This is a genomic window from Pseudomonas cichorii (assembly GCF_015471405.1).
GTDB lineage: Bacteria > Pseudomonadota > Gammaproteobacteria > Pseudomonadales > Pseudomonadaceae > Aquipseudomonas > Aquipseudomonas serbiensis.
In genome coordinates this window covers 58,584-81,679 of sequence record NZ_BLVZ01000005.1, presented here as the reverse complement: position 1 = coordinate 81,679, position 23,096 = coordinate 58,584, and the positions used below count along the sequence as shown (strand labels likewise).

17 protein-coding genes and 1 tRNA gene are annotated in these 23,096 nt (G+C 57.1%); 4 read left to right on the top strand and 14 right to left on the bottom strand.

The annotated features are described in order from the left end of the window. Positions 1–6: 6 nt before the first annotated feature. The 4 genes from JL015_RS08535 to JL015_RS08520 form a co-directional block, all read right to left on the bottom strand. Positions 7–1,686: a flavin monoamine oxidase family protein gene (locus JL015_RS08535; RefSeq protein ID WP_201018153.1), complete on the bottom strand. Its 1,680-nt coding sequence runs from the start codon at positions 1,684–1,686 to the stop codon at positions 7–9. A gap of 182 nt (positions 1,687–1,868) precedes the next feature. Beyond that, on the bottom strand, positions 1,869–2,912 hold the full coding sequence (locus JL015_RS08530) for a methyl-accepting chemotaxis protein (protein ID WP_201018152.1): 1,044 nt from the start codon (positions 2,910–2,912) through the stop codon (positions 1,869–1,871). Between the two features lie 315 nt (positions 2,913–3,227). Further along, positions 3,228–3,689 carry an Lrp/AsnC family transcriptional regulator gene (locus tag JL015_RS08525; protein WP_095068322.1) on the bottom strand — a complete coding sequence of 154 codons (462 nt, stop codon included), beginning with the start codon at positions 3,687–3,689 and terminating at the stop codon, positions 3,228–3,230. An 11-nt stretch (positions 3,690–3,700) separates the two neighbouring features. Further along, positions 3,701–4,768, bottom strand: a complete 1,068-nt coding sequence (locus tag JL015_RS08520) for an FUSC family protein (RefSeq protein WP_201001794.1) — start codon at positions 4,766–4,768, stop codon at positions 3,701–3,703. Between the two features lie 550 nt (positions 4,769–5,318). Here JL015_RS08520 and JL015_RS08515 point away from each other — a divergent pair. Next, positions 5,319–6,209 carry a glycosyltransferase family 2 protein gene (locus JL015_RS08515; RefSeq protein ID WP_201018151.1) on the top strand — a complete coding sequence of 297 codons (891 nt, stop codon included), beginning with the start codon at positions 5,319–5,321 and terminating at the stop codon, positions 6,207–6,209. On the opposite strand, the gene JL015_RS08510 is transcribed toward JL015_RS08515, so the two are convergent. The 6 genes from JL015_RS08510 to rpsU form a co-directional block, all read right to left on the bottom strand. Further along, entirely contained in the window at positions 6,199–7,401 is a 1,203-nt protein-coding gene (locus JL015_RS08510; RefSeq protein ID WP_201018360.1) for an O-antigen ligase family protein, read from the bottom strand. The genes JL015_RS08515 and JL015_RS08510 overlap by 11 nt on opposite strands. Before the next feature lie 690 nt (positions 7,402–8,091). Then, positions 8,092–8,168: transfer RNA gene (locus JL015_RS08505), tRNA-Ile, on the bottom strand. 15 nt (positions 8,169–8,183) lie between these two features. After that, positions 8,184–11,411: a bifunctional diguanylate cyclase/phosphodiesterase gene (locus tag JL015_RS08500; RefSeq protein WP_201018150.1), complete on the bottom strand. Its 3,228-nt coding sequence runs from the start codon at positions 11,409–11,411 to the stop codon at positions 8,184–8,186. 140 nt (positions 11,412–11,551) lie between these two features. Further along, positions 11,552–13,402 (bottom strand): RNA polymerase sigma factor RpoD, encoded by a 1,851-nt coding sequence (rpoD, locus tag JL015_RS08495; RefSeq protein ID WP_201018149.1) that lies wholly within the window; start codon positions 13,400–13,402, stop codon positions 11,552–11,554. A 67-nt stretch (positions 13,403–13,469) separates the two neighbouring features. Next, positions 13,470–15,425, bottom strand: a complete 1,956-nt coding sequence (gene dnaG, locus JL015_RS08490; RefSeq protein ID WP_201001798.1) for a DNA primase — start codon at positions 15,423–15,425, stop codon at positions 13,470–13,472. A 469-nt stretch (positions 15,426–15,894) separates the two neighbouring features. Beyond that, positions 15,895–16,110 carry a 30S ribosomal protein S21 gene (gene rpsU, locus JL015_RS08485; protein ID WP_002551877.1) on the bottom strand — a complete coding sequence of 72 codons (216 nt, stop codon included), beginning with the start codon at positions 16,108–16,110 and terminating at the stop codon, positions 15,895–15,897. A 198-nt stretch (positions 16,111–16,308) separates the two neighbouring features. On the opposite strand from rpsU, the gene tsaD reads away from it, so the two are divergent. Continuing rightward, positions 16,309–17,334 carry a tRNA (adenosine(37)-N6)-threonylcarbamoyltransferase complex transferase subunit TsaD gene (gene tsaD, locus JL015_RS08480; RefSeq protein ID WP_201018148.1) on the top strand — a complete coding sequence of 342 codons (1,026 nt, stop codon included), beginning with the start codon at positions 16,309–16,311 and terminating at the stop codon, positions 17,332–17,334. 49 nt (positions 17,335–17,383) lie between these two features. Here tsaD and plsY read toward each other — a convergent pair whose 3' ends face one another. Then, positions 17,384–17,953 (bottom strand): glycerol-3-phosphate 1-O-acyltransferase PlsY, encoded by a 570-nt coding sequence (gene plsY, locus JL015_RS08475; protein ID WP_201018147.1) that lies wholly within the window; start codon positions 17,951–17,953, stop codon positions 17,384–17,386. Between the two features lie 74 nt (positions 17,954–18,027). On the opposite strand from plsY, the gene folB reads away from it, so the two are divergent. Together folB and folK are read left to right on the top strand one after the other, a co-directional pair. Then, positions 18,028–18,381: a dihydroneopterin aldolase gene (gene folB, locus JL015_RS08470; protein ID WP_201001801.1), complete on the top strand. Its 354-nt coding sequence runs from the start codon at positions 18,028–18,030 to the stop codon at positions 18,379–18,381. Beyond that, positions 18,372–18,887 (top strand): 2-amino-4-hydroxy-6-hydroxymethyldihydropteridine diphosphokinase, encoded by a 516-nt coding sequence (gene folK, locus JL015_RS08465; protein WP_201018146.1) that lies wholly within the window; start codon positions 18,372–18,374, stop codon positions 18,885–18,887. Before folB ends, folK begins: the two co-directional genes overlap by 10 nt. An 8-nt stretch (positions 18,888–18,895) precedes the next feature. On the opposite strand, the gene JL015_RS08460 is transcribed toward folK, so the two are convergent. The 3 genes from JL015_RS08460 to JL015_RS08450 form a co-directional block, all read right to left on the bottom strand. Continuing rightward, positions 18,896–20,134 (bottom strand): multifunctional CCA addition/repair protein, encoded by a 1,239-nt coding sequence (locus JL015_RS08460; RefSeq protein ID WP_201018145.1) that lies wholly within the window; start codon positions 20,132–20,134, stop codon positions 18,896–18,898. 86 nt (positions 20,135–20,220) lie between these two features. Continuing rightward, the gene (locus JL015_RS08455; protein WP_201001804.1) at positions 20,221–21,783 is read right to left on the bottom strand and encodes a SpoVR family protein; all 1,563 of its coding nucleotides are present in this window, start codon (positions 21,781–21,783) and stop codon (positions 20,221–20,223) included. Then, entirely contained in the window at positions 21,780–23,051 is a 1,272-nt protein-coding gene (locus tag JL015_RS08450) for a YeaH/YhbH family protein (protein WP_198724432.1), read from the bottom strand. The genes JL015_RS08455 and JL015_RS08450 overlap by 4 nt, the downstream gene beginning before the upstream one ends. Positions 23,052–23,096: the final 45 nt, after the last annotated feature.

Here is a 23,096-nt window from a genome sequence, read left to right as displayed (position 1 = left end):
TCTCAATCAGTCGGCAAGCGCGATGGGGCCGATCTCGTGGAACACATCGCCGGGGCCTGGGTTTTGCGGGAGCGTCTTGCCGCCAAAGTGAGTCATGATGCCCCATACGGCATTCAATGACGTCTGCACCGCGCCCTCGACCCACGCGGGCGTCCAGGAGATATCATCGCCGGCCAGAAACATGCCGCGATGTTCGGCGGGCATGTCCTGTTGCATGAAGTGCGAGTACATCCGCTGGTTATAGCGGTAATGACCCGGCAGCGCACCTTTGAAAGCACCGAGGAAATGCGGGTCGGCTTCCCATGAAATGGTGATCGGGTCACCGATGATACGCGCTGCGATATCCACTTTCGGATAGATCTTCTTCAGGGCATCCAGAGCCAGTTTTACGCGCTTGTCGATAGGCTGCGGCAGCATCTTCAGGGCATCGCTCATCCACGAGTAGGACAGGCAGATCACGCCCGGCTTGTCGTCGCCGTTATCGAACAGATAGGTGCCTCGGGTCAGCCTGTCGGTGAGGGTCATGCTCATGAGGTCGCGACCGGTTTGCGGGTCTTTGTCTTTCCAGAACGGGCGATCCACCATGACGAAGGTTTTCGAGGATTGCATGTAGCGGGTGCGATCCAGAGCCATCCACATCTTTTGTGAGAACAGCGACTCTTCACACTCGATCTGTGTCGTCAGCAACCAGCTCTGGCATGTGGTCAGCACCGCCGAGTAGTGCCGCGTATCGCCCCAGTTGTCGGTGACGGCCAGGTTTCCGTCCTCGGTCCGCGCAATGCGTTTGACCCCGGTCCGCGGCGCGCCATGATGCAGCGACGACAGGCTGGTGCCTTGCGGCCAGTGGGCGCAACGATCCGGTACGTGACGCCAGATACCCAGCGGGACCTGCTCAACGCCACCGACAATCAGGTGTTGGTGATCGTCGCAGTTGGTCATCACCACGCGAAAGATTTCCAGCATCGAGTTGGGGAAATCCGAGTCCCAGCCGCCCGTGCCGAAACCGACCTGACCGAATACTTCGCGGTGATAGAACGACAGTTTGGCGAAGGCTTTGGAGGTGGCGACGAAATCGTAGAAGGTTCGGTCGTCCCAGAGCGGAACCAGTTTGTTCCACAGCTCCTTGAGGCGCGGCACATCACGGTCGCGGATGGCCTGCTGGATATCGGAGAACTGCGAGCCGCACTCCAGCGCATCGGCCCAGGCGTCGGCCACTTCCTGAAATATCGTCGGTAAATCCGACAGCTTCTGTGCGTAATAGGTTGTGCCTTCCAGATCGATGACGGTGCTGCCTGAAGCCGCCGTCAGCGGGTTGGGAAAGGGTCTGGACTCAAGACCCAGCTTGTCGACGTAGTGATAGAACGCGGTGGATGAGACGGGAAAGCGCATCCCGCCCAGTTCCGCGATGATCCCTTCGGCACCCTCAAAAGCCTGGGAGCGCAAGCGGCCGCCCATTTTCGAGGCTTCGTAAACGACGGGTTTGAGGCCCAGCTTCATCAGCTCATAGGCCGCCACCAGACCCGCGATCCCGGCGCCAATGATCGCGACTTCCTTGCCATGGTTTTCTGCCGGAATGCTGCCCAGGCCTGCCGGATGCTCGATCCAGTCATCAAAGGCAAAAGGAAAGTCAGGGCCAAAAATGGTGATCGGCTTTTTGCCGTCTTGAGGATGACGATTGTTTTTCATGACAGACCTTGATTCGGCTACAGCGAAAACAACAGTCTAGATAAGCGTGAGTACGTTAATAAGACGCAAAGTGTCGTCGTTATGATGTGTTTTTATTCAATGTGACGAATATGTAGGTCATTTTGTAGTGGTGGCTGACCCCGCGAGCGAGTCAGAAGGTCCGGCTCGCGGGTTGGGCTGCGTCAGGCTTCTATGGCAGGGAGTTGTTGCTCGATGACGCCAAGCCATCCCATACCGGGCCAGGTTTCAAAGCCGGGCGTCAGTGCATAGCCTTGAATGGCTTGAGCCTGCTGGGTGCTGTAACCGCTGTTCTGCCCGGCCTTGGTTTGTAACTGGACAGGCTCGCCGAGCAGGCTTTCTGCATCGGAACTGGCGATTATCCGGTGGTTGGCGTCGACCATCATTACCCGGCTGCGCGCGCGTTCTTCGTCACTCAGTCGAACGCCATCAATGACCGATCGGGCCTGACTTTGCCAGTCGAAGAGAATACCGATGACACCGATCACTGGGCTTTGCGAACCAGCATTGCTGCGCACCGCGGCACTGAACGCGCATGTCTGCGAGTTGTTCAGTAAAGGTTCTACAGCCACTTGCCCTGCGTAGTACTGATCGCTTGAGGTGTGACGCAAGGCGTTCTTGAACCACGGCTCTTCGGCGACATTTGCCCCCATGACTTTTTCGTACGTGCCAGAGCGGCCAGAGGCAACCACTCGACCGTTTTTATCAGCCACCCATATGTCCAGATAGACGGTGTAACTGTCCAGAATGATTCCCAGGCGTTTGCTGGCATGCGCGCAGGTTTGCGGTGTCTGGGTGGTAAGCATATCGACCAGCGAGGCATCCGTTGCCCACCAGCGAACGTCACAGGTCCGTTCGTATAAGTTACGGTCGATGATTTCGATCATGTTCAGTGACAGGTCGGCCAGGCGCTGGCCGCGCATATCGAAACACATGCCTTGGCCCAGTTCGATCAATTGATTGACCGAGGCTTGCAAATCATGAGTCAGGGCTGCAGCGATCTTTGAAACACGCTCGGAGATGTTCTTGACCTCTTCGGCCACTACTGAAAAACCTTTGCCTGCGCTACCGGCATGGGCGGCTTCGATCAGTGCATTGATTGCCAGCAAGCGTGTCTGTCGGGTGATGACTTGAATATCACTGACGCCCCGATTGGCTAACGCTTCTACTTCTTTGGACAGGATGACAATCCGCTCTGGCTCAATCATTTTCGTTCTACTTGAAAAAATGTGGAGTGGCGGCAGAGTTCTCGAACGTCGAGAAAGTAAAACGGAAAAAAGGGCTTTTTAGCCCTGAATTTATTGTCCCTGAATTTTTATGTGCTCATCGGAATGGATGGCGTCCCTGATTTTCGCAACTTAGCTGAAAAGTTCAGTGATGTCATCCTGCCTGCGTGTTGTTTTGATTATTATTTAACCATGTCGTAAATAGATAAATGCAGGTCGTTAGTGGATGCCTGAACTCAATAAAAACGGGTTTTTAAATTACGTGTAAGCGCAATTATTCCGCTCGCAAAAACATGATCAAACAGCGTGTCCGCGATCAATCTTGCTGCTGAGAATAATTGAGGTCGTGGTCTTTTCCACGCCATCGATGCTGCCGATCAGGTCCAGCAACTGGTCCAGTTGCTCCGGTGAGTCGGTGCGCAGCCAGGCGACGTAATCGAACTCGCCACTGACGGCGCATAACTGCTGAACCTGTGCCAGGGTACTGAGCCGGCGCAGCACCTCTTTGCCCGAACGTGGCTGGACGGTAATGCCGACATACGCCTGCAAGCCGCCATCCACGACACGCTGACTCAGGCGCACGCCATAACCTGTGATCACCTTGGTGCTTTCCAGGCGGGCAAGTCGTGAAGTGACGGTGGTACGGGCAATCCCCAGTTGCCGCGCCAGCATGGCCACGCTTTCCCGTGCATTGAGTTGCAGGGCCGCAATCAACTGGCGGTCGATATCGTCGAGGGCGAGAGGGCGGCTATCGGACAAAATGCTCTCCTTCAAAATTTCCAGCGCTTGGCGGTCTTGGACAGGCGCTCCTGCAGGCGATCCAGATTGTGCGCCAACTGTTGAGTCATCAAGTGGTAGCCGGTCAGTTCGGCAGGTATTGCCGATTCGGTGGCCGCCGTTTCGGATTGCCGTGCCAGACGCTCGGTAGCACCGGTTTGCAGGGCTCGAGCCATGCCGATCAGTTGCCTGCGAATCTGGCGGTAGTCGGCGTCCATGGACGTTTTCAACGCAGCACCTGCGGCTTGGTCGAGATTGGCAGGACGAATGTTGGAAAGGATCTCCAGCGTGCTCAGGCACATCCGGAAATGACCCTGTATGGCATCCAGTTCGACCATGGAAATCTTCACTTCCTTGGACACCGATGGCAGCAGTGAGCGCAGTTGCAGCATCGTGGCGTTGAGCCTTGCAGTCAGTTTCAAGTGCTCGTCGGCGCTGATCGGCTCGCCTTGATGGATGCGCCCGTAAACCTTCGCGCAATCGCGCAGGCCGCTGGCCAGGTTGTACCGCCAGGAAAAGACCGCATACAGCGGCAAGGCAAAGGAGAAGGCCAGCGCCAGTGCGATACCGATCATGATATCCAGCGTCCGCCACAGACCATCACTGATCGGGTTGACCCCGTGGCCCGCCACGATAAACAGGGTAATCGCCGACAGCAGCGCGGTATAACCGCCCTTGCCGATCGCGTGATAAGCGAAGAAACCACACATCACGGACATCATGACGTAGGTCAGCAACGGAATTTCCAGATACCCCTGCTGCACCACCACAAACAGCCCAAGGCCCGCGCCAATCAGCGTCCCGTATGCGCGCTCGACGGACTTCTTGCCGATGTTGCCATGGTGCTGCAAACCGCCGATCACGATCAGCATCGTTACCGACGCCCATTCACCATGGGGCATGTTCAAGCCGGAAGTCAGCAGGATCGATACCAGCAGCCCGACCACGATACGTGCGGCATGAATCAGCCGCGCATGCCGATAGCGGCGATACGGGTCAAGCACAGGACGCAGAACAGGGCGAAGCCAGGAAGGGATAAAAACAGAGCGCGAATTCGTCATGCGTTAAATGGCCGCGAGGGTGGGGAAAGTGTCCATGCTTTGATGATGGCGATGCCCAGTAAGCCACAAGTGGAGGGGGAATTGTTTATTGCTTTCCTGCTTTGAGTCATTGTCATTGGCGCGACAGACTCATGAGAAAAACGAATGCCAACCCCGCTTGATGCACTGACACGCTGCGGCGGTTGGCCCAGCTGGTCAAGCAGGCACGTCTGCACAGGATATCCGCCTCTCGGCGCCATGAGTCACAAGCGTGTGCGTCTGGCCCAGAGCAAGCCGGAGAATCTCTGATGCGGAATGTGTATATCTACATGGAATGCCCGGTACGCGAAGACGTTTACGCCGGGCAAGCTGGCTGTCGAGAAGGGGGGAAGTGGTGGTCTGGATTTCAGCAAGGGCAGTCCTTACAGGCTGAGATACCTACGAAAACATGGGTGATTCAAGTAATATTGCGCAAAATTTATTCGCCGGGGCCTACGAGCCTTGAGCCCGGCATTCACAGTTTTCAGCTGAAAATACTGAATGCCGTACAGATTCGATCCAGGGGATTTTTATGTGCGCTCAACGTCACGATGTCACCGATACACCGTTGGTGACAGTGATCATCGCTTCCTACAATCACGCACGCTACATCGAAGACAGTATCAATAGCGTCATCAATCAAACCTACCCGAATATCGAGCTTCTGGTCGTCGACGATGGCTCTAAAGACGAAAGCCCGGAAGTCCTGAAGCGGCTCCAGGAGGCGCATGGCTTTGATCTGCGCTTTCAGGCCAACCAGGGCCTGGCCCGCACCCTCAATGAAGCGATCGAGCGTGCGCGAGGCGAGTTGGTCGTTCCCTTCGGCTCCGATGACATCATGTTTCCCCACCGTATCGCCACGCAAGTGGAGTACATGAAAGACAAGCCTGAAGTGGGCATCTGCGCGGCCAACATAGAAACTATCGACCAGAATGGCCAGGTGATGGGTGAGCGTGAGCAGCGCAACAGAAACCTTCCATTCCGCCGTCTGGATTTCGACGATCTATTTCTCAATCGCAAGCCAGGGCCTGCCTCAGCCACATTGATGTTTCGACGAGAAGCTCTGGATAAGGTCGGCGGCTTTAACGCCAATATTCGGCTTGAGGATATTTATATCGAGCTGGCGATTGCCCGCGCCGGTTACTTCATCGACATTCTCGGTGAAGTGCTGGCGCAATACCGTGACCACCCTAGCAACACCTTCAAGAACGGTCGGTTCATGGTGGACAACGTGCTCAAAACGTACGAGGTGTTTCGTGATCATCCTCAGTACGAGAAGGTGTGCATGAACTTCCGCAACTCCATGGTGCTCAAGTACGCCAACCGCGACAAGGCGCTGACTCGGGAAATCCTGGCAGATATCCCGGTCAGGTTCTGGAACAGGAAAACCCTGCGCGGCATGTGGCGGCTGGTTATTTCTTGATCGTTTGGCTGCGCGCCCGGTAAATCAATGACTGGGCGTAGACCAGGGCCAGGGGCATCCAGATCAGGAACCAGTGTTCCTTGGGACGTGACATGAAGGCATTGCCTTCAGTCAGCCCTGAAGCAAAGCCGAATACAAGCCAGGTCGCCGCGATGGTGACGGCTGGATACTGGCGGTGGGTCCAGCAGAAATGGATCGCCAGGCCATACATCGTCATCCACAGTACCAGCCCTATGATGCCGCCCGAATAGAGCACGCCCAGCTCTATATTGTGTGGATCGGCAAGATTGAAGGGCAGGCCTGGAATCACTACTGTCATCGTTGTACCGAAACCATAGCCCAGCCACGGGTGTTCGCTGATCTGGCGCAGTGATTCCATCCATATCGCGGGCCGGTAGGACAAACCGCGCTGCGTGATTGCGTCGGGATGAATCAGCAGAACAGCAATCAGGGCAATAACGGCTATCCCGATGGCAAACAAGCTGCGTCGCCGGTCACCAACGAGTAACAGCCACCCCAGGGCGGCCGCCAACCCAATCAATGGCGTCCGTGACCCGGTTGCCATGATTGCTGCTCCCAGAAATGCCAGACAGATAATCGGCACCGGGTTCCATGCCTTGCGTGCCTGGAACCATGAGGCTAGCCAGAACGCAGCGAATGCGCCCAAGACATGAGAGGTAAGCAACGGATTTTCGAGCACGCCGTAACCATTCAGGCGGCTTTCACCGGCAGGTATATCGAAAAGTACGAAATAGGCCAGTGACAGGCAAGCCACCACTGCGGCAATGATGGCTGACAGGCGTGTGGACTGCTCCAGCCGTGCGGGGTAATTCAAGGCAATGATGCCTGTAGAAAACAACAACAACGCGATGTAGAGAGGGCGTTTGAGCAGGCCTGGCAGATCATCCTCCGTCACGGCCCAGGCAATGCTGATCAGGATGTATGCACTGAAGACACCGAATGCAATGAATAATGGATTGCAGGTCAGGGGCTTCAGCAAGCGAGGCCGCATGACCAATACGAGAAAGGTAGGGAAGGCCAGAAATATATAAAAAAGCTTGTGGTAGAGCGCTCTATCCCAGATCCAGAATATCCCTGTCAGGGTAACGAGCCAGCCTAGCGGTAACAGGTACTTGTTGATCAGATTACCCAAGCGTTGATTTTTGCTCTCTGCTGATACATCAGCTGACATTTTTCGTGCCCATCTAAATAAACCCTGTAATTGTACGGGATGCGCCTGTGATTTATCAGAGGCATCTTGCGGGCTGTTTTTGTTTGGTATTCCTGAAAACGGAGGGCCGTAGTCTTGCTTCATAAAAATCAGGCATCTACCCGATGTGTCCGGCCAATCTCGGTATGAGCCCCTTAGCGGCATATTCCCCGCTTCGAGCGCTACCGTCTGTATAGCAGCAATTCCTGTACGAGCCAGCCATCCTCAACGTGACCGGCGCCGGTAGCTTACACGTCAGTGGGAAAAAAGGGCGTGTAGCTTTTATTCGGGAGCGTTGCAAAACTCATCATCAGCACGGAAAACCCCACCACTCAGGGCGGCGGCTTCCACGAGGTGATTCGAGCGTCTGCGGGAGCTGGAGGTTCCCGGAGGGCTCGGTGAAATCCTCTTACGGTGATTGTGCTGGCGCTGACGTGAGCCTCTCTTGTTTTGATTTCTCCCAAAAGTCAGGCATACGTTACATTCAAGGTCACTTGTCACGTAAACCGAGCATGGATTACGCCTGAACGGCTTGAGGTAGTCGATCTGAACTCTTTGGTAAAGCGTGCTGGACACTTTGTGGACTCAGCCAGCATCAAGCAAGGCGAATCAGCCTGAAATTCCCGGGATTTAAAACGACAAAAGCCGCGCAGTGCGCGGCTTTTTAAAACATGGTGGGCCCACACGGACTCGAACCGTGGACCAAAGGATTATGAGTCCTCTGCTCTAACCAACTGAGCTATGGGCCCTCAGTAGGCCGCGGATTATAACGGCGGTTTCGCGGCTGTGCTATCCGAAAAATCCGAAAGATTCATAAGAAGAAATCTGGAGCAGAATTCCTCGGGAGGTAAGGGGAGGCTGACGATGTAGCCCTGAATCTGTTCGCAGCCGTGTTCGGTGAGGAATTTCTGTTGTTCGGGGTTCTCGACGCCCTCGGCGATGATGGTCAGTTGCATGCTGCGGCCCAGGGCGATGATGGCGCGAACGATGGCTGCGTCGTGGGTGTCTTCGGGGAGGCCGCGGACGAAGGACTGATCGATTTTCAGGATGTCCAGTGGCAGTCGTTTGAGATAACTCAAGGACGAGTAGCCGGTGCCGAAGTCGTCTATGGCCAGTTGAACGCCAAGCTTTTTCAGTTTGTGCAGCACCGAGAGGGCTTCTTCTGTCTGGCTCATGATGAAGTTTTCAGTGATTTCCAGTTGCAGGCAGCCGGGCTCCAGGTCGTTGTCCAGAAGCAGTTGCTCGATGCGTTTGAGCAGGTTGGGCTGGCGCAGTTGAGCGCCGGCCAGGTTTACCGAGAGTGGTCCGAAGGGTTCGTAGGTCTTGCGCCATTTGCGCATCTGGATGCAGGCGTGTTCCAGGACCCAGTCGCCTATCTGGAGGATCATGCCGTTTTCTTCCGCCAGCGGGATGAAGTGTTCAGGCGGCACTTCACCGAAGGTCGGGTGACTCCAGCGAATCAGGGCTTCGGCACCCACCAGTTTGTTGGTCAGCAGGCTGGTTTTTGGCTGATAGGACAGGCTCAGTTCGTTGCGTTCGATGGCTCTGCGCAGTTCCTGTTCCAGGGCGATCCGTTCGCTGGCCTGAGAGGTCAGGTCGCGGGTGTAGCTTTCGATCCGGTTGCGCCCCTTGGCCTTGGAGCGGTACATCGCTGCATCAGCGTTCTTGACCAGTGTGGCGACGTCGGTGCCATCAGTCGGGAAGAGGCTGCTGCCGATGCTCGCACTCATGAAAAACTCATGTTCGCCTGCCTGGAACGGTGCGGTAAAGCAGGCCAGGAGTTTGTTGCCGATGGTTTGTGCATCGCCGGGTTGCAGCAGGCCGGGTAGCAGGACGATGAATTCATCGCCGCCGAGGCGTGCCACGGTGTCTATGTCGCGCAGCGTCTCCTTGAGGCGCTGTGCGATGCCTTTGAGAAGCAGGTCGCCCACGGGATGCCCGAGGCTGTCGTTGATGTGCTTGAAGCGATCCAGATCGAGAAACAGCACGGCGCCAAGGCTGCCCGACTCTTCGCTGTGTAGCAGGGCGGATTGCAGGCGGCTTTCAAACAGGGTGCGGTTGGGCAGGCCGGTCAATGGATCGTGATGGGCCTGATAGTCCAGACGGGCCTGGGCGTGTTTGAGGCTGGAGATGTCGGCAAACACGGCGACGAAGTGGGTGATGAACCGATCCTTGTTGCGCACGGCACTGATCGTCAGCCAACTGGGGTAAAGCTCGCCATTCTTGCGACGGTTGCAGATTTCGCCTTGCCAGTGCCCTTCGGCGCCCAGTTGGTGCCACATGGAGGCGTAGAAAGCGCTGTCATGCTGCCCGGAGGCGAGCAGGCGTGGTGTCTGGCCCAAGGCTTCCTGTTCGCCGTATCCTGTTATTTCGCTGAATGCACGGTTGACGGCGTTGATGCGCTGGCGGGTATCGGTGATCAGCACGCCTTCGGCGGTGCTCTCGAAGACGGTCGCGGCCAGGTGTAGTTTTTCCTGCATCTGTTGGCGCTCGGTAATATCACGGGCCAGGGTCATGATGCATTCTTCCCCGGCGATGAGCAGCGGATGCGAGGACATTTCGCAAAGCCGGACCTGGCCATCCAGGCGACGGATCTGGCCACGGAAATCCCGTACGACGCCATGCTGCTGTAGCTGCTTGACCAATTGCTGGCGCTCGCTCGGATCGACCCAGATCTGTAGATCAAGGCCTGAGCGTTCCAGGCACTGGTCTTCGCTGTAGCCGGTCAAGCGGCAGAAGCCCTCATTGACTTCCATCAGCATGCCGTCGCTGGTCCGGGCGATAACCAGGCCGTCTGGCGATGAGTGGAAGGCTTTGGCGAATTTCTCTTCGGACAGTTGCAGTTGCTGCTGGGCCTGCTTGAGAGGCGTGATATCGCTCACGGTGAGCAAGACGGCTGGTGTAGCGCTCATCTCGAAAGGGTCGGCTGACATCAGGCAGGAAAATGTACGGCCATCCTTGCGGCGCAGGGGCATTTCCAGATTGCGGATACGGCCTTGTTGCAGGCGCTCCAGCAGGCCCGGCCCAACGCCGGGAATGGCCCACAGGTTGATTTGTGTGGCGGTTTTGCCGATGGTTTCTTCGCTGGTCATGCCGGTCTGGGCCACGAAGGCTTTGTTGACCTCAAGAATGATGCCGTCGCAAAGGCGGGCGATGATCAGAATGTCCGGGCATTGGGCAAAGACCGAGGAGAACTTCCCTTCTGACAGGCGCAGGGCTTCTTCGGTTTGTTTGCTGGCGCTGATGTCGATCATCAGGCCGCGGATGATGGGTTCGGGGCCGCGCTTGATCAGGCTGACGATGTCGCGGATCCAGAGTATCCGGCCTTCGGCGTTACGGACCCTGTAGTCGAGGCTGTGATCGTTGCCGCTCAGTGCCTGTTGCTTGCAGAAGGTCTCCGCTGCGTCGATGTCTTCCGGATGCACAATGCTGCGCCAGAAGCCGGGTTGCAGCCATTTTGCCAGCGGGTAGCCCAACAGGCTTTCGGCCTGCGGCGAGACATAGTTGTAGGTCATTTTTTCCGGGTTGGCTTCCCAGGCAACCGCTGAGAGGCTTTCAACCAGCCCGCGATAATGGTATTCGCTGCCTCTGAGTTTCTGTTCCAGTTCGACTCCGCGAGAAATCTCCAGGTTGAGTTTCCGGTTATTGCGGATAACGACTGCCAGAACCGCCGAAAGAAGTAATAGGCCCGGAAGGCCATAAAGCAGAAAGTTTTCCCAATGCACCGGCTCGCTGCTTTCCCATCTATCGATGTCGGGCTGTTGCAGGCTCGTCAGCGTGCTGTCCGAGACGAGCAGCAAGGCTTTTGAATCTTGCTGGGCGAGCCAGAGTCTTGGGCTTTCGGTGTCCTGAAACGGGTAGGCATGAGTGCCGTTACGAAGTTCTTCGCTGGCGGTCAGAGCGTCTTGTCTAGTGTCCGGCAAGCCCGGAGTGTTGGCATGTGCTATGGAGCCGATCAGACAAAAGAGTGTGATGGCCGACAGTCGTAACATGGCAGCCTCATAGCGGCGGATAGTAATGAGACGAGTGTAGACGGCGTTGGGAAAGGGGTGAAAAAACTACTAATCGGAAAGTGTTATTCCAGAAAAGCAAAACCCCCGGCGGGCCGGGGGTTTTTGACTTGCTTGTGCTATTACTCGTCAAGGAACGAGCGCAGGTGCTCGCTTCTTGTCGGGTGACGCAGCTTGCGCAGTGCCTTGGCTTCGATCTGACGAATCCGCTCGCGGGTTACGTCAAACTGCTTACCAACCTCTTCCAGCGTGTGGTCGGTATTCATGTCGATGCCGAAGCGCATGCGCAGAACCTTGGCTTCGCGAGCGGTAAGGCCCGACAGCACTTCGCGTGTCGCTTCTTTCAAGCTTTCTACCGTGGCGACATCGATTGGCGACTGCATGGTCGAGTCTTCGATGAAGTCACCCAGATGCGAATCTTCGTCGTCGCCGATCGGGGTTTCCATGGAGATCGGCTCTTTGGCGATCTTCAGTACCTTGCGGATCTTGTCCTCAGGCATTTCCATGCGTTCGCCCAGCTCTTCCGGAGTCGGTTCGCGACCCATTTCCTGCAGCATCTGGCGGGAAATACGGTTGAGCTTGTTGATCGTCTCGATCATGTGTACCGGAATACGGATGGTGCGTGCCTGGTCGGCAATCGAGCGAGTGATCGCCTGACGGATCCACCAGGTTGCATAGGTCGAGAACTTGTAGCCGCGACGGTATTCGAACTTGTCCACCGCTTTCATCAGGCCGATGTTGCCTTCCTGGATCAGATCGAGGAATTGCAGGCCGCGGTTGGTGTACTTCTTGGCAATGGAGATCACCAGACGCAAGTTCGCTTCGACCATCTCTTTCTTCGCGCGGCGGGCCTTGGCCTCACCGATCGACATGCGACGGTTGATGTCCTTGATCTCGGCAATCTTCAGGCCGGTTTCTTCTTCAAGCGCGGTCAGCTTCTGCTGGCAACGCTGGATGTCCGGCTGCAGACGAGCAATGGCTTCGGCATATTTGCTTTTGCCTTTGGCCAGTGCGTCGGTCCAGCTTTCGTCAACTTCGTTGCCTGGGAACTGGCGAAGGAAGTCTGCACGTGGCATGCGGGCATCACGAACACACAGCTGCATGATCGCGCGCTCTTGGGCGCGGAGGCGATCAAGGGCGCTGCGAACGCGCTCTACCAGGCCTTCAAACTGTTTTGGAACCAGTTTGATCGGCATGAACAGTTCGGCCAGGGCAACCAGCTCAGCGATGGCATTCTTGTCTTCACGACCGAATTTCTTCAACGCCTTGCGGGTGATTTCCATCTGCTCGGAAACTGCACCGAAGCGCTGTTGAGCCACGACGGGGTCTGGACCGCTTTCGGCTTCTTCTTCGTCGTCCGAAGATTCGCCCGATTCTTCTTCGTCATCGTCGCTGTCGTCAGACTTGGCTGCTTTCGCGTCGAGTGGCGGAGGTACTTCGGCAGGCGGCGCAATGCCGTCGTCCGGGTCGATATAACCGCTCAGAACGTCAGACAGGCGGCCGCCTTCGCTCGTGACACGTTCGTATTCGGAGAGAATATGGTCAACCGTGCCAGGGAAGTGCGCGATTGCGCTCATCACTTCACGGATGCCTTCTTCGATACGCTTGGCGATTTCGATCTCGCCTTCACGGGTCAGAAGTTCAACGGTACCCATTTCGCGCATGTACATACGCACGGGATCGGTAGTACGACCGATGTCGGTTTCAACCGCTGCCAATGCTGCGGCCGCTTCTTCTGCGGCTGCTTCATCGGTATCGGCATCGGCCAGCATCAAGGCGTCTGCGTCCGGAGCACTCTCGTGTACCGGGATCCCCATGTCGTTGATCATGCGGATGATGTCTTCCACCTGCTCAGGATCTGAAATATCCTCAGGCAAATGGTCGTTGACCTCTGCGTAAGTCAGATACTTCTGCTCACGACCCAGGGTGATCAACTCTTTGATACGAGATTGCTGTTGCGCTTTTCCGGACATAACACCCTATCCACTGAAGGTCTTGGCGGGCAAAAAACAAGCCGAGGATTATACCCGAGCTATGACCTCACGCGCCAGTTGAGGTCGGGTTTTGTGCAGAAACATTGCGACTAAGCAGCTGGAGCAGTAGAGTTTTCTCTTCTGCCGTCAGGCCGACTTGGCGATCCTTGATGATCAATTGATCAATGTTCCGCTCACGTTGGTTTGCCGATAGCCTAGTTATAGTGTCGAAAAACTGTTGTTCAAGGTTGTCGGCCTCGATCAGCCATTCCTTTTCTGCCAGTGCGCGCAGCAATCGGCCTTGTTCCGTGCCGTGCCAACGCGCTATCAACTGTAACGACCGAAGATTCGGATTCTTTTGTCGGGCCTCGATCAGGGCGACCAGTAACTGTGCCTGTGCGTGGTCTTCTGCGGCGAAGTGGCTCGCATTTTCGACCTTTTCGGCCAGTTCCGGGTGGTGCAGCAGGGTTCTCAGTGCTGCCTGCAACGGCGGTTCGACTGCCGTTGGTACGCGCGGGGCGCGAGGCTCGAACTCCTGACGCTTGCCTTTTTTGTCCCAGGGCTTCTTGTCCCATTTTTTCTGATTCTGACCGCCGGTTTTCTTGGGCGTCCATTGCGGCTGCTCTTCGTAGCCGCCGTGCTGCTGGTAATCCGCGAAATCCGGCATTGCGTCGTAATCGACGTACGGATCGTAGCTGGGAGGCACATCTGCGGGCGCACTTTGTACCAACTGACTGACGGCTTCGTTATTGAGGCCGGTGATTTCGCTCAGGCGCTGGCGCATGAGCGTGCGCAGATTCGCGCCGGGAACCTTGTCGATCAGCGGTGCCGCAAGGGTGGCCATGTGGGCCTTGCCTTCGAGCGAGCGCGGGTCGGATTCCTTGGTCAGTTGCTCGAAGAAGTAGTCGGCCAGCGGTTGAGCATGCTGATTGATGCGCGCCTTGAAGGCGTCAGTACCTTCGGAGCGCACCAGGGTGTCCGGGTCTTCGCCTTCGGGCAGAAACAGGAAGCGTGCGCGCCGTCCGTCCTGAAGGCTCGACAGGGTGGCCTCCAGTGCGCGCCATGCGGCATTTCGGCCGGCCTGGTCGCCGTCAAAACAGAACAGCACGTTGGGCACGACCCTGAACAGTCGCTTCAGGTGCTCTTCGCTGGTCGCGGTGCCCAGGGTGGCGACGGCATTGCGCAGGCCTTGCTGGGCCAGGGCAATGACATCCATGTAGCCTTCGACAACGATGATTTCGTCGAGATTGCGGTTGTACTTGCGCGCTTCGAACAGGCCGTACAGTTCCTGTCCCTTGTGAAACACCGGGGTTTCAGGGGAGTTCAGGTATTTGGGCTTGTCGTCGCCCAGTACCCGGCCACCAAAGGCGATGACGCGGCCTCGTGAGTCGCGGATCGGGAACATGACCCGGTCACGAAAGCGGTCGTAGCGTTTACCGGTTTCCGCGTTCTCGATCAGCAGGCCGGCATCGATCATGACCTTTTGCTGAAGTGTGTCGCTGCTCAGGTGCTTGTAGAGATTGTCCCAGCCCGGCGGGGCGAACCCCATGCCGAAGTCTCGTGCGATCTCGCCCGACAGGCCACGGCCCTTGAGGTAGTCCACGGCGGCCTTGCGCATCGGGTGGCTTTTCAGGGCCTGGCGATAAAACTCGGCGGCGGCTGTCAGCAGCGGATACAGCGGTGAGTCGGTCGGCTGGCGTGGCTTCTGGCCTTTGACGCTCTGCTCGCGCGGCACTTCCATGCCTGCCGCTTTGGCTAGTTCCTCGACAGCCTGGGGAAAGTCCAGGTTGTCGTGGTCCATGATGAAACCCAGTGCGTTGCCGCCGGCACCGCAACCGAAGCAGTAATAGAACTGTTTATCAGGGCTGACACTGAAAGAGGGGGTTTTCTCTTTGTGGAACGGGCAGCAGGCGCTGAAGTTTTTTCCGGTTTTCTTCAATTGCACGCGCGAGCTGACAACATCGACGATGTCGGTGCGGTTCAGAAGGTCGTCAATGAAGCTTTGGGGGATTAGCCCTGCCATGGCGTTCTCGTCATCAGGCTTGTTACGAAAGTATCGTGGCGAATCTGTAAGCGTGCGCCAACCTGTCGGCCGCCTTTGTCAGCAATGGTAGCGACATACGGATGGGTATCGGCATCCGATAATCGGGCCTGCAGCTTTGAAAGGAAATAAGTGCGCAGCGATTTCATGTGAATTCGACTTCAGCCTGTAGCTTTGGTGTTCACTGAGTGATCGCAAGAGACGCTGCCTTGGCTGAGCTTCTTGCGAAGTCATCAAGGCATGCTCGTCATGCTCATTGATCAAGCCTGCCCGAAGGGCAGATCAATCAATGTTGCCTGAAGCAGGCTGGACGTGCTTTGACGGATTTGTCTGGGTCGCATGTGCGGCTTCGACGGCCTCTGTCAATGAAGCGTGAGGCTAGTGCTCCAACTGCCGACAGCCCGGCGTTGATGGCCGGGCAAGGCAGAAGCTTGCGACGTACGGCTGTAAATTAATACAGACGAACGGCGCGGCGCTGTTCGCGCTGGACTTTCTTGGCGTGACGCTTGACAGCAGCAGCTGCCTTACGCTTACGCTCGGAAGTCGGCTTCTCGTAAAATTCGCGGCTACGAACTTCAGCCAGAACACCGGCTTTTTCGCAGGAGCGCTTGAAACGACGCAGAGCTACGTCGAAGGGTTCGTTCTCTTTAACTTTGACGGCTGGCATCCAGAGCTACCTTCATTCATTACCGGGGTCAACGCCTCGTGCAAACACTGCACAAAAGTACGTCGGTTTTTAAGGGTTGCGGATGTTAACCCCTCATTGAGAGGAATGCAAAGCCTCTGATCGAAAACCGCTGGTCGGAGCCTTGAGCGACGACTATCATGCGCGCCTTCAAATCTGCCCCCTACAAGGCGCAAACCCATGTTAGTACTGGGATTAGAAACTTCTTGTGATGAAACCGGCGTCGCACTTTACGACAGCGAGCGCGGTTTACTGGCTGACGCATTGTTCAGTCAGATCGACCTGCATCGCGCCTATGGTGGCGTGGTGCCGGAGCTGGCGTCACGCGATCATGTAAAGCGCATGTTGCCGCTGATTCGCCAGACTCTGGCCGAAGCGGACTGTGTCGCGACCGATATCGATGCCATTGCCTACACGGCCGGGCCGGGTCTGGTCGGTGCCTTGCTGGTGGGCGCTTCCTGTGCCCAGGCTCTGGCATTTGCCTGGGATATTCCGGCTCTTGGCGTCCATCACATGGAGGGCCATCTGCTGGCTCCGATGCTTGAAGAGCAACCCCCACAGTTTCCGTTCGTCGCCTTGCTGGTGTCCGGCGGGCATACGCAACTGGTTCGGGTCGACGGCATTGGTCGTTACGAGCTGCTGGGCGAAACCCTGGATGACGCCGCAGGCGAAGCTTTCGACAAGACGGCCAAGATGATGGGCCTGCAATATCCCGGTGGTCCTGAAATCTCGCGGCTGGCGACTCGCGGTGTCGCGGGGCGCTTTGTATTCCCGCGCCCGATGACCGACCGCCCGGGCCTGGTATTCAGCTTCAGCGGCCTGAAAACCTCTGCGCTCAATACCTGGCAGCAGTGCCAGAGCGCTGGAGACGACAGCGAGCAAACCCGTTGCGACATCTCTCTGGCCTTCCAGCAGGCGGTAGTGGAGACTTTGACCATCAAATGCAAGCGTGCGCTCAAGCAGACCGGCCTCAAGAGCCTGGTCATTGCGGGTGGCGTCAGTGCCAACAAGGCGTTGCGACTGTCGCTTGAGAGCATGCTGGGTGATCTGCGCGGTAATGTTTACTACGCTCGTCCCGAGTTCTGCACCGATAATGGTGCGATGATCGCGTTCGCGGGCTGTCAGCGTCTGCTGGCGGGTCAGAAGGAAGACTTGAGTATCACCGTGCAGGCGCGTTGGCCGATGGAGCAGTTGCCGGGTATCTGACTGTTTTTCGGGGGTGTGGCGTGAAGTTGAGCCGTTTTCATGCCACCCCTCAGAAATGCCGTTCGCGCCCGGCGAGCAGGTCGCGTAGATTGCCTCGGTGACGCCAGACGATCAGCAAGGTCAGGACACTCATGGGCAGCAGTGCCCGAGGTTCCTGCCAGGCCAGCAGTGGCAGGGTCAATGGCGTGGCGATCAGCGCAGCAAGCGAGCTGGTACGGGTCAGGTAGAACGTCAGCAGCCAGGTCGTAATGGCCAGGGCGGCGGCAGGAGGGTAGAGCCCCAGCAGCATTCCGGCTGCGGTTGCAACGCCTTTGCCGCCCTTGAAGCGGAAGTACAACGGAAACAAATGGCCCAATACGGCGCAAACGCCGATCCAGGCCTGTTCTCCGGGGGCAAGGCCGCCAAGGCTGGCGAGGAGTACCGGTATCAGACCTTTGCAGAGGTCACCGATCAAGGTCAGGACGGCCAGCTTTTTGCCGGCCAGACGCAGCATGTTGGTTGCGCCTGCATTGCCTGAGCCGCTGGCGCGCGGGTCCGGGCTGCCATTGAGGCGGCTGAGCAGGATGGCGAAGGACAGTGAGCCGAGCAGGTAGGCGAAAATAGCCAGTAACCAAAACATGCTAACCATTCCGGGCGAGGATGCCCTGATTCTAACGGCGCATCGCGCCCTTGTCGTGCAGTGGAGAGTAGTGCTTGGACAGAGTTTTCATCGACGGTCTTGAGGTCGATACGGTGATCGGCGCTTATGACTGGGAGCGTGGCATTCGCCAGTGCTTGCGGCTGGACCTGAGTTTTGCCTGGGATAACCGGCCTGCCGCCGCGGGTGACGACCTGAGCAAGGCGCTGGACTATGCGAGTGTTTCAACCCGTATTCAGGCCTTTGCCGAGCAGGCGCAGTTCCAGTTGGTGGAGACTTTTGCCGAGCGTCTGGCCGAAGTGTTGATGAGCGAGTTTCATATTCCCTGGCTGCGTCTGAGGCTGACCAAGCCGGGCGCTGTCGCTGCTGCTGCGGGTGTGGGCGTGGAGATTGAGCGCGGATGTCCCTGACTCGGGTTTTTCTGGGGCTCGGCAGTAATATCGAGCGCGAAAGGCACCTGCATGCCGGGCTGGATGCACTGGATTCATTCCTGAGCGAGCTGACCTGCTCGCCGGTATTCGAGAGCCAGCCGGTGGGGATCAAGAGCGGTCCGTTCTTCAATCTGGTGGTTTCGGCGCTGACTGATCTGCCATTGCTGGAGCTGGACCGCCGTTTGAAGATAATCGAAGCCGATAGCGGCCGTTACGCGCCTGATCGCAAGGGTCTGCCGCTGGATATCGACGTGCTCCTGTATGGCGAGCAGGTCGGTAATTTCGACGGATTGATCCTGCCGCGTGCAGAAATTCTCAAGAATGCCTTTGTGCTGTGGCCCTTGTCGCTGATCGCGGCGGATCGCCTGCATCCAGGTGTTGGCGTGCCTTTCGGCACGCTCTGGGCTGATGCGCAGATCGATCAACAGCTCTGGCCTGTAGCGTTCGAGTGGCGCGGCAAGCAATTAACGCCGGATGCCGTGTAGGCGCGAATTCATTCGCGAAGCGCAGCGCACTCAGCCTTGTACACCTTGAGCGCATCCAGCCGTTCGCTTTTCAGCGCATTTCCCAAATCCTGCCCTTTCAAGCCCTTTTCAACCAGGGGCTGGACCGCAACGGTCCGGGCTGCATGGGCCGCGCCGCGCAGATAGTCAGCCTGTGGATAACTGCGCTCCTCGAAACCGTCGCGCCCACGGGCGTCCATCTCGCAGGCGGCGATGAACTCTTCGAATCGCTGCGGGCGGCGATAGACGTCGAAGCTTTGCAGCAGCTCCAGCAACGTCGAAGGCTTGAGTTCCAGCGCACGATGTCCATGGGTGTGATATTGGCCTGTCAGCAGCGCCAGTTCCTGACATTCCTTCGGTACCCGGAAGCGCTCGTTGACGGCTTTTATCAGGCGCAGGCCCGTATGCTCGTGTGCGATGTGCCGTGGCCATTCGGATTCGGGCGTCAGTCCTTTGCCCAGGTCATGCAGCAGGCAGGCCCAGCGCACGCTCAGCGGATGTTTATGGATGGCGGATTGCTCTAGTACGCTGAGTACATGCTTGCCCGTGTCGATTTCCGGGTGATGGGCGGCAGGCTGCGGCACGCCGAACAATGCCTCGACTTCAGGAAGCAACTCCTTGAGGGCGTCGCAATCATGTAGCACCTGAATGAAAACCTGAGGCTGATCTTCCATCAGTGCCCTGGAGATCTCCTTCCAGCTGCGCTCGGGTGTCAGGGCCTTGAGTTCGCCGGATTCGCTGAGCTGACGCATCAGTTCCAGCGTCTCTGGCGCGATGCTGAAGCCCAGTGAGGCATAACGTGCGGCAAAGCGGGCTACCCGCAATACCCTGAGGGGATCTTCGGCGAAAGCAGGGGAAACATGACGCAATACCCGTGCTTCAAGATCGCGCTGACCACCATAGGGGTCGGTCAGATTACCGTCCTTGTCTTCGGCAATGGCGTTGATGGTCAGGTCGCGGCGGATCAGGTCTTGTTCAAGGGTAACTTCGGGGCTGGCATGAAAGACAAAGCCGCCGTAGCCGACGCCGCTTTTGCGCTCGGTACGGGCCAGAGCGTATTCCTCACCCGTGAGCGGGTGAAGAAAGACCGGAAAGTCAGTGCCAACCGGGCGATAGCCTTTGATCAGCATTTCTTCGGCGCTGGCGCCTACGACTACCCAGTCACTGTCGGTAACGGGTTGACCCAGAAGGCGGTCGCGTACAGCGCCACCCACTTTATAAATCTGCATAAAAAACCTCCGTAAGCGCGACAGGATAAACCTGAGTCGCCCTCGCGGAGGTTAAAACTTAAAAACATTCTTCCTGGCTCTGCTCCTCAGAGGTGAACAACTGCCAGGTCGAGCCTCGGATAGTCGCCCTCGGCATGTTCGCCGCGTGGCGGGACATGGTGAGTTTTCATCACCTGATCGCCTTGCAGGGTTTCCAGATGGATATCGAAGCCCCACAGACGGTGCAGGTGTTTGAGCACTTCGTCCGTTGAGTCGCCCAGTGGTTTGCGGTTGTGTTGTTGATGGCGCAGTGTCAGCGAACGGTCGCCACGGCGGTCGATGCTGTAGATCTGCACGTTGGGTTCGCGATTGCCCAGGTTGTATTGGGCAGCCAGGGTTTCCCGAATGGTCCGATAGCCGGCTTCATCGTGAATCGCGGGCACCAGCAGGTCATCTTTCTGATCGTCATCCATGATGCTGAACAGTTTGAGGTCACGAATGACCTTGGGTGACAGGTACTGGAGAATGAAGCTCTCGTCCTTGAAGCTGGACATGGCGAACTTGATTGCCGTCAGCCAGTCTGTGCCTGCAATCTCCGGGAACCAGTGGCGATCCTCATCGGTCGGGTGTTCGCACATGCGCCGAATGTCCTGATACATGGCAAAGCCCAGGGTGTACGGGTTGATGCCGCTGTAATAGGGGCTGTCGAAGCCAGGCTGGTAGACCACGCTGGTGTGCGACTGCAGGAACTCCAGCATGAAACCGTCGGTGACCAGGCCTTCGTCGTACAGATCGTTCATCAGCGTGTAGTGCCAGAACGTCGCCCAGCCTTCGTTCATCACCTGGGTCTGGCGCTGCGGATAGAAGTACTGGGCAATCTTGCGCACGATGCGCACCACTTCGCGCTGCCATGGCTCCAGCAGCGGTGCATGTTTTTCGATGAAGTACAGGATGTTTTCCTGGGGTTCGGCAGGGAAGCGGGCATTGTCTTCCTTGTTGCCCTTGTCGGCGCTTTTCGGAATGGTGCGCCACAGGTCGTTGATCTGCCGTTGCAGGTGTTCTTCACGATCCTTTTGTCGGCGTCGTTCTTCCTCTGCTGAAATCGGATAGGGCCGCTTGTAGCGGTCCACACCGTAGTTCATCAGGGCATGGCAGGAGTCGAGCAGGTCTTCCACTGCATCGATGCCATGGCGCTCTTCGCATTGCATGATGTACTGCTTGGCGAAGACCAGATAATCGATGATCGAACTGGCATCGGTCCAGGTCCGGAACAGGTAATTGCCCTTGAAGAAGCTGTTATGCCCGTAGCAGGCGTGGGCGACGACCAGAGCCTGCATGCAGATGGTGTTTTCTTCCATCAGATAGGCAATGCACGGATCCGAGTTGATCACGATCTCGTAGGCCAGCCCCATCTGCCCGCGAGTGTAGGATTTCTCGGTGCTCAGGAAGTGTTTGCCGTATGACCAGTGGTGATAGCCCAGCGGCATGCCCACCGAGGCATAGGCATCCATCATCTGCTCGGCCGTGATGACCTCGATCTGGTTCGGATAGGTATCCAGAGCGTAGCGATCAGCGATACGGCTGATTTCGCGGTCGTAGGCCTGGATCAGTTCAAATGTCCACTCGGACCCTGTGGAGAGGGGTTGGCGCTTCTGCTCTCTAGCGGTCATGTCACTAACCTGCGCTGGAAGAGTTCACGGAATACCGGATAGATATCACCGGCAGAGACCAGCTGCTGCTGGGCAAACGTATCGGCAAACTCTTCACCGATGCGTTCGTATTCAAACCATAAGGCCTGATGCTCGCGTGGGGTGATCTCCACGTAGGTGTAGTACTGCACGAAAGGCATGATCTGCTTGGTCAGGATTTCGCGGCAGATCGGTGAGTCGTCGTTCCAGTTATCGCCATCGGAAGCCTGGGCGGCATAGATGTTCCATTCGTTGCTCGGGTAGCGTTCGGCCATGATTTCCTGCATCAGCTTCAGAGCGCTGGAAACGATGGTGCCGCCGGTTTCCCGTGAATAGAAGAACTCTTCTTCGTCAACTTCGCGGGCGCTGGTGTGGTGGCGGATGAACACGACTTCGATCTTGTCGTAGTTACGCTTGAGAAACAGGTACAGCAGGATGAAAAAGCGCTTGGCGACATCCTTGGTCGCCTGGGTCATGGAGCCAGAGACGTCCATCAGGCAGAACATCACCGCTTTTGAGCTTGGGTTGGGTTGCTTGACCAGCAGGTTGTACTTGAGGTCGAAGGTGTCCAGGTAGGGCACGCGACGAATCCGCGCTTTCAAACGGTCTATTTCTACTTCCAGTTCCTGGATGTCGCCGAAGTTGTCTGGTTCTTCGCGCTTGAGACGCTCCAGCTCGTTCACCGTTTCCTTGAGCTTGGCGCGGCTGCTGCCGGACAGCGCGATGCGGCGTGCATGGGCCGAGCGCAGGGTACGAATGATATTGATGCGCGATGGGTTGCCCTCGTTACTGATCCCGGCGCGTACAGTCTTGAACGTGTCGGTGCCGGTCAGGTTGCGTTTGACCAGGTTGGGCAGCTCGAGGTCCTCGAACATGAATTCGAGAAACTCTTCCTGGGTGATCTGGAAGACGAACTCGTCCATGCCTTCGCCGGAGTTGCTTGCCTTGCCAGGCCCCTTGCCACCGCCACCACCTTGCGGGCGGGCGATATGCTCGCCGCTGGAGAATTCCTTGTTGCCGGGATGGACAACCGTCTGTTTGCCACCGCGACCATGATGAAGCACCGGCTCGTCGATATCGCGACCGGGAATGCTTATTTGCTCGCCATGCTCCATATCGGTAATGGAGCGACGACTGACCGCTTCTTCCACTGCTTTTTTGATGTGGTCACGATAACGCCGCAGAAACCGCTGGCGATTTACCGTGCTCTTGTTCTTGCCATTGAGGCGTCGGTCGATCACATAGCTCATAGGCCCTCCGGGCAGCCGCAAGTAGAAAGCAGCTTCAAGCTACAA

Coding starts and splice junctions, on each gene's coding strand:
- JL015_RS08500 (WP_201018150.1), bottom strand. CDS start 11,411: ATGTTACGACTGTCGGCCATCACACTCTTTTGTCTGATCGGCTCCATA.
- rpsU (WP_002551877.1), bottom strand. CDS start 16,110: ATGCCAGCCGTCAAAGTTAAAGAGAACGAACCCTTCGACGTAGCTCTG.
- JL015_RS08510 (WP_201018360.1), bottom strand. CDS start 7,401: ATGTCAGCTGATGTATCAGCAGAGAGCAAAAATCAACGCTTGGGTAAT.
- JL015_RS08515 (WP_201018151.1), top strand. CDS start 5,319: ATGTGCGCTCAACGTCACGATGTCACCGATACACCGTTGGTGACAGTG.
- JL015_RS08535 (WP_201018153.1), bottom strand. CDS start 1,686: ATGAAAAACAATCGTCATCCTCAAGACGGCAAAAAGCCGATCACCATT.
- rpoD (WP_201018149.1), bottom strand. CDS start 13,402: ATGTCCGGAAAAGCGCAACAGCAATCTCGTATCAAAGAGTTGATCACC.
- tsaD (WP_201018148.1), top strand. CDS start 16,309: ATGTTAGTACTGGGATTAGAAACTTCTTGTGATGAAACCGGCGTCGCA.
- JL015_RS08455 (WP_201001804.1), bottom strand. CDS start 21,783: ATGACCGCTAGAGAGCAGAAGCGCCAACCCCTCTCCACAGGGTCCGAG.
- JL015_RS08530 (WP_201018152.1), bottom strand. CDS start 2,912: ATGATTGAGCCAGAGCGGATTGTCATCCTGTCCAAAGAAGTAGAAGCG.
- folK (WP_201018146.1), top strand. CDS start 18,372: ATGTCCCTGACTCGGGTTTTTCTGGGGCTCGGCAGTAATATCGAGCGC.
- JL015_RS08460 (WP_201018145.1), bottom strand. CDS start 20,134: ATGCAGATTTATAAAGTGGGTGGCGCTGTACGCGACCGCCTTCTGGGT.
- dnaG (WP_201001798.1), bottom strand. CDS start 15,425: ATGGCAGGGCTAATCCCCCAAAGCTTCATTGACGACCTTCTGAACCGC.
- JL015_RS08450 (WP_198724432.1), bottom strand. CDS start 23,051: ATGAGCTATGTGATCGACCGACGCCTCAATGGCAAGAACAAGAGCACG.
- JL015_RS08520 (WP_201001794.1), bottom strand. CDS start 4,768: ATGACGAATTCGCGCTCTGTTTTTATCCCTTCCTGGCTTCGCCCTGTT.
- plsY (WP_201018147.1), bottom strand. CDS start 17,953: ATGTTTTGGTTACTGGCTATTTTCGCCTACCTGCTCGGCTCACTGTCC.